4 protein-coding genes are annotated in these 5,135 nt (G+C 47.6%); all 4 read right to left on the minus strand.

All coding sequences use genetic code 11. The annotated features are described in order from the left end of the window. Window positions 1-100: 100 nt before the first annotated feature. Window positions 101-1,045, minus strand: a complete 945-nt coding sequence (locus tag M3200_RS00390; protein ID WP_108850216.1) for a Fic family protein — start codon at window positions 1,043-1,045, stop codon at window positions 101-103. A gap of 707 nt (window positions 1,046-1,752) precedes the next feature. Continuing rightward, complete coding sequence (locus tag M3200_RS00395; RefSeq protein ID WP_022381561.1) at window positions 1,753-3,030, minus strand: TRAP transporter large permease; 1,278 nt, start codon at window positions 3,028-3,030, stop codon at window positions 1,753-1,755. Beyond that, window positions 3,027-3,539, minus strand: a complete 513-nt coding sequence (locus M3200_RS00400; protein ID WP_022381562.1) for a TRAP transporter small permease subunit — start codon at window positions 3,537-3,539, stop codon at window positions 3,027-3,029. The genes M3200_RS00395 and M3200_RS00400 overlap by 4 nt, the downstream gene beginning before the upstream one ends. 92 nt (window positions 3,540-3,631) lie before the next feature. Further along, entirely contained in the window at window positions 3,632-4,696 is a 1,065-nt protein-coding gene (locus tag M3200_RS00405) for a TRAP transporter substrate-binding protein (protein ID WP_022381563.1), read from the minus strand. Window positions 4,697-5,135 lie beyond the last annotated feature (439 nt).

Here is a 5,135-nt window from a genome sequence, read left to right on the forward strand (position 1 = left end):
AAATTTTTACCAACACGTTTTGTCCTATAACCCGGAAATACTACGATTAAAAAAAGAGCTGCAGAAATGTGCACCATTTCCCGCAGCTCCCTTTGCCGTTTTATGAACGATTAGACGAAAACAATTTCAAATTCAGCTTGTAATAATTAACTTTGCCGACTTTCGTAATCAGCATATGTTCCTCAGGAATCTTTTCCATCCGTTTTTGCATCGTTCCTCTGGATTTCCCGGTGATCTGCATCAGGTCCGAAATACTGACTCCCTGGCCATAGAATAAAGCCGCCTGAAGCAGTATGTAATACATTCCGCTGAGCAGTTCATCTTCCAGCCCCAGTTTCTCGATTTGATTCTTGTATTTATTCAGCTGATCATTTTTCCGTCTCAAAAGACCAATCGTATCGAGTACTGTACCGTGGATAATTTCCAGAAACCCAATGATAAATGGTGTCAGATCGCCGCGGTTGATCTCACTGTCAGCTTCAGAAAACAGGTCATAATACTTCTTTTTATTCTTCTGTATATAAACGGACAACCGTAAAGCGGGTATCGTCTGGAAAAATTTCCCCAGGAAATACGACGTGATAAACCTATCGGTTCTTCCATTTCCATCATAAAATGGATGGATATACGCGAAGAAGTAATGGAATAAGCCAAGTCTTACGAGTACCAGGATATCCTCACGATGCAGGATTTTCAAAGCCTCATTCATCGTCGATATAATGACACTTTCAGGAAACAGCCCCTGATGAATTGTCTTGCCCGCAGCCGACGCTATATCTACCGGATCCTTCCGGAAGATTTCCCCGTCTAATTGACGATTGGGATTTTCTTTCGAAATTTCCTTATGAGCAAAATCGTCAAAGAAATTCCTTATATCCTGGCAGGTATTGAAATCGATCTCCGTATCAGTCATTAAGCTTATATATTTATTGACGATGCTTTCCAGCCGGCCCGATCTCGGTTGTACGCCATCGATGATTTCTCTTATTTCTTTCCTTGTACTTCTTACCCCTTCAATATCATTTGTAGACTTTACTTCGTCCAAGATACTCAGAAGGGAAAATTGATGCAATACAACCGGAGGCACCTGACTTTCAACAGCAAGAAACTCTTCATAAGATTTGTGAATTTTTTCCAGAAGAATCGCAATCTCATTCGGATAATAAAAAAACGCCTCAAAATCATGCTTTCTGTTATACTGCCGGATTCTGATACCAAGGTGCATCGAATATGGAAACATAAACCTTGAAGTATATTCCTTCATATAATTATCAGGCGATACATAATATATTTTGGATAAAGATTCATATTTCATAATATTCACCTGCCTCATTTCCCTCTGAATCCCGTGAACAATTCCCCTCAATTTCATTTACAAAAAGTGGCTTTTTTGTAAATGAAAAAATCTCATTTACAAAAATGGGCATTTTTGTAAATGTAAACCTCCGTTTTTGCTCAAATTATTAGTGGCTCATTAAAGAAAAGCGTATCTATTTCGGTTTTCTTTTAGCGTATTCACAAGAGCAAAGCGAAGGATAATTGTATAATTTATGCAATAATTTACAAATTAATTCATCTTCTTGTTTTTGTTTTTATTATATGCAGAAAACATGAACATATCAAATACCAACTTTGGAAAGCCTTTAACGCATTTCAATCTTCAATCATCCCCATTTCCAAAAACGGAACAAAAAAAGAGCCATTGAAAATGATTGTTTTCTTTGGCTCTTTTCTATTCCTTTTCTTATCCCGTCACTTCAGTACGGAAGGAAGCCAGGTGGCGATTTCCGGAACGAAGCAGAGGAGGAGGATTTCAAATACCATGATAGCTGCAAATGGCGCAGCGCCTGCGATGATGTCCTGGATGGAGCTGTCTTCGCTGATCCCCTTGATGACGAAGAGGTTCATGCCGACTGGCGGCGTGATGAGGGCGAGTTCCATGTTGATCAGGAGGACGACGTTGAACCAGATGGGGTCGAAGCCGAGCGCCTTGATGATCGGATAGAGCATCGGAAGGATAATGAGGATGATGGATACGGTTTCCAGTACGCAGCCAAGAATCAGCAGCATGATGTTGATGCCCAGCATGACGATCCAGCGGTTCAGGTCACCTTCGGTGACGAGTCTCATGAGTGCCTGCGGTACCTGCAGGATAGTCAGGATGTAGCCGAAGAGCATGGCGCCGATCATGATGGAGAAGATCATGCAGGATGTCTTGATGGTCGCGCGGAGGATGGCCGGCATATCCTGGATGGTGACGCTTCTGTAAACGAAGAATGTGATGGCCAGTGCATAGACGGTGCCGACAGCAGCGGCTTCAGTCGGTGTGAAGATGCCGGTGTAGATGCCGCCGATGATGATGACCGGAAGGAAGAGTCCCCAGATGTTTTCACGGAGGGACTTCATCTTTTCAGCATGAGAAGATCTTGGTTCTCTCGGTTTGTCCCAGGAAGCAAAGACGATGTAGCAGATGAAGAGGACCGTCAGGAGCGCGCCCGGTACGACGCCGGACATGAAGAGCTTGCCGACGGATTCATCGGTGATCGTGCCGTACAGAATCATCGGAATGGACGGCGGGATCAGGATGCCGAGCGTGCCGCCTGCGGCAACGGAGCCGACGACGAGTTTCCTGTCATAGCCGCGCTTCAGCATTTCCGGAATGGCCATAGCGCCGATGGTGACGGCGGTAGCGACGGAAGATCCGGAAATTGCAGCAAAGATGGCGCAGGCGAAGATGGTCGCGATGCCAAGGCCGCCGGGGAGGTGGCCCATCCACTTGCTGCCGAGTTCGAAAAGTCCGCTTCCCACGCGGCCCGTCAGCATGATCTGGCTCATGAGGATATAGAGCGGAACGGACGTCAGGACGTAGGAGTCCAGCGTCTTGTACGCGATGACCGGCACCTGCGAGAGGAAGGAAACATCCACGAACTGGATGATGCCCAGGATCCCTGCGACGGAAAGCGTGAAGGCGACCGGCATGCCGATAACGAGGAGGAAAATGATGAATAAGGAAAATCCTGCGAGTATCATAATTTTTCCTCCTTCCCGTCATCAAAGAAATCCCGGAGGAGATGGTTCAGTATTTCCAGGAAAAGAAGCGTGAAACCGACGACCATGGCGGTCTGCGGAATCCAGAGCGGCACGCGGAGGAGCGACGGGGATACGATGCCCATGTCGTAGCTCATCAGCATGTAGTTCGTCGATTCAGTGACGCAGACGTACATGGCAAAGAGTGAAAGCGCCGAGGTGAAGATATCCAGTACGCGTCTGACATTTCTGGAAAAACGCGCGTAGAGGAAATCGACGCAGATGTGGCCGTTCTTCCTCATGGTGTATGCCATGCCGAGGAATCCGGCGAAAATGAGGAAGTATGTGGATATTTCCATGACCCAGACAGTGGGGCTTCCGAAAACGCTGCGGGCGATGATTTCATAACAGATCATGAATGCTGTCAAAAGGATCGCCAGCCCGGATACAGCGGCTGCCGTATAGGTCACATAACCCAGAAGTTTGTCGAAGTAATGATAAATCGTACGCAAGAGCCAGCCCTCCTTTTCGCAAGGCTCCGCCAGAGGCGGAAAAAGGAAAACCCCGGTCACCCCGGGGCATCCGAGAAAATGACGAAAGGAAATTACTTCTGTGCTGCCTGGCTGGCTTTCAGGCAGTCTTCTACGAGCTGCTTGCCTTCAGCGCCCTGTTCCTGTTCAAAGGCTGCGACTACAGGAGCGGTAGCTTCCTGCCAGAGGTGGATCTGATCCTGCGGAACGACATAGACCTGCATGCCCTTTTCTTCCAGTTCCTTGATGCACTCCTGATCTTCTGCCTTGGTTTCCTCGCGGATTTCATTCTGGATTTCCTTGGAAACGTCGGTGATGATCTTCTGCTGATCCGGGCTCAGTTTCTTCCAGGAGTTCGCATTGATGGCAACGAGGTATTCGACATAGGAGCTGTTGGCGACTGTCATGTACTTGGAAACTTCATAAATCTTGCGGGACAGGATTGCCGTCTGTCCGGAGGACTGGCCGTCGATCGTGCCGTTCTTGATACCCATGTATACTTCCGAGGAGCTCATGGTCGTCGGGGATGCACCGAGGGCTTTCAGCACGTCAGCGGAAATTTCGGAATAGGAACGCATCTTCAGTCCCTGGAAATCTTCCGGTTTTTCCAGCGGCCTTACATTATCCGTGAACTGGACGTAACCATAGTCAGCCCAGATCAGCGGGCGTACGCCCTTCTTTTCCAGCTGTTCGGAGAGTGCTTTGCCCAGGTCTCCGTCCAGAGCGTTATCGACTGCCTGGTAAGATGTGAGGACGAAAGGAAGATCCAGAACCTTCATAGCCGGGACAACCATGGACCAGCGTGCCGTCGAATTCATGCCGATATCGAGGCCGCCGCTCATCAGTGCGTCATTCATGTTCTGATCATTGTAAAGCTGGCCTGCCGGGTAGACTTTGACGTCAATGGAACCTTTGGAACGTTCATTGACCTCCTTGGCGAACTTTTCGATGCTCTTGGACAAATGATGATCGGAAGGAAGCTGGTAAGCCAGTTTCAGTTCCACTTTCTGTCCGGCTGCGCCGCCCGCTTTCTTGTCTCCACCCGAAGACATGCCGCACCCGGCCATCAGGCCAGTCAAAACCAGGGCTGCTAAACCTGCCGCTGCTGCTTTTTTGTAACTACCTTTAAACATACCCATAGTAATATCCCCTTTCGCAAGACACTTTCTAAGAAATTGTTTCCTCACATGACCGCTTTCTACTCTTCTTCCATTCTACGCAAAAAACGCCCTGATCAGTCTGAAAAGACTAACCAGGGCGTAAACCTTTACGCGGTACCACCTCGCACTATACTCGAAGGCCTTCTAACGCTGCCAAACGCTGCATCCTACATTAAATATCAGATCCAGAACTCCCGGACGACTTTGTGAGGACCTTACGCTGCCTTTCACCATACGGCAGCTCTCTGAAGAAAAGCCTTGTCACTCGCTTCCGTTCCCAGTCTTTCATGCACTTGGAGAATCGTGCTGTGAAATTAGTTCATACTTGAGGTTGGACATAGTATACGCTGTCCAAAAATTTTTGTAAAGAGCAAATATTTATCTTTCCGTAAATTGTAGAATGAAATTGAACACTAAA

The sequence above is a fragment of the Dialister sp. CAG:357 genome, assembly GCF_000435155.1.
GTDB classification, from domain to species: domain Bacteria; phylum Bacillota; class Negativicutes; order Veillonellales; family Dialisteraceae; genus Dialister; species Dialister hominis.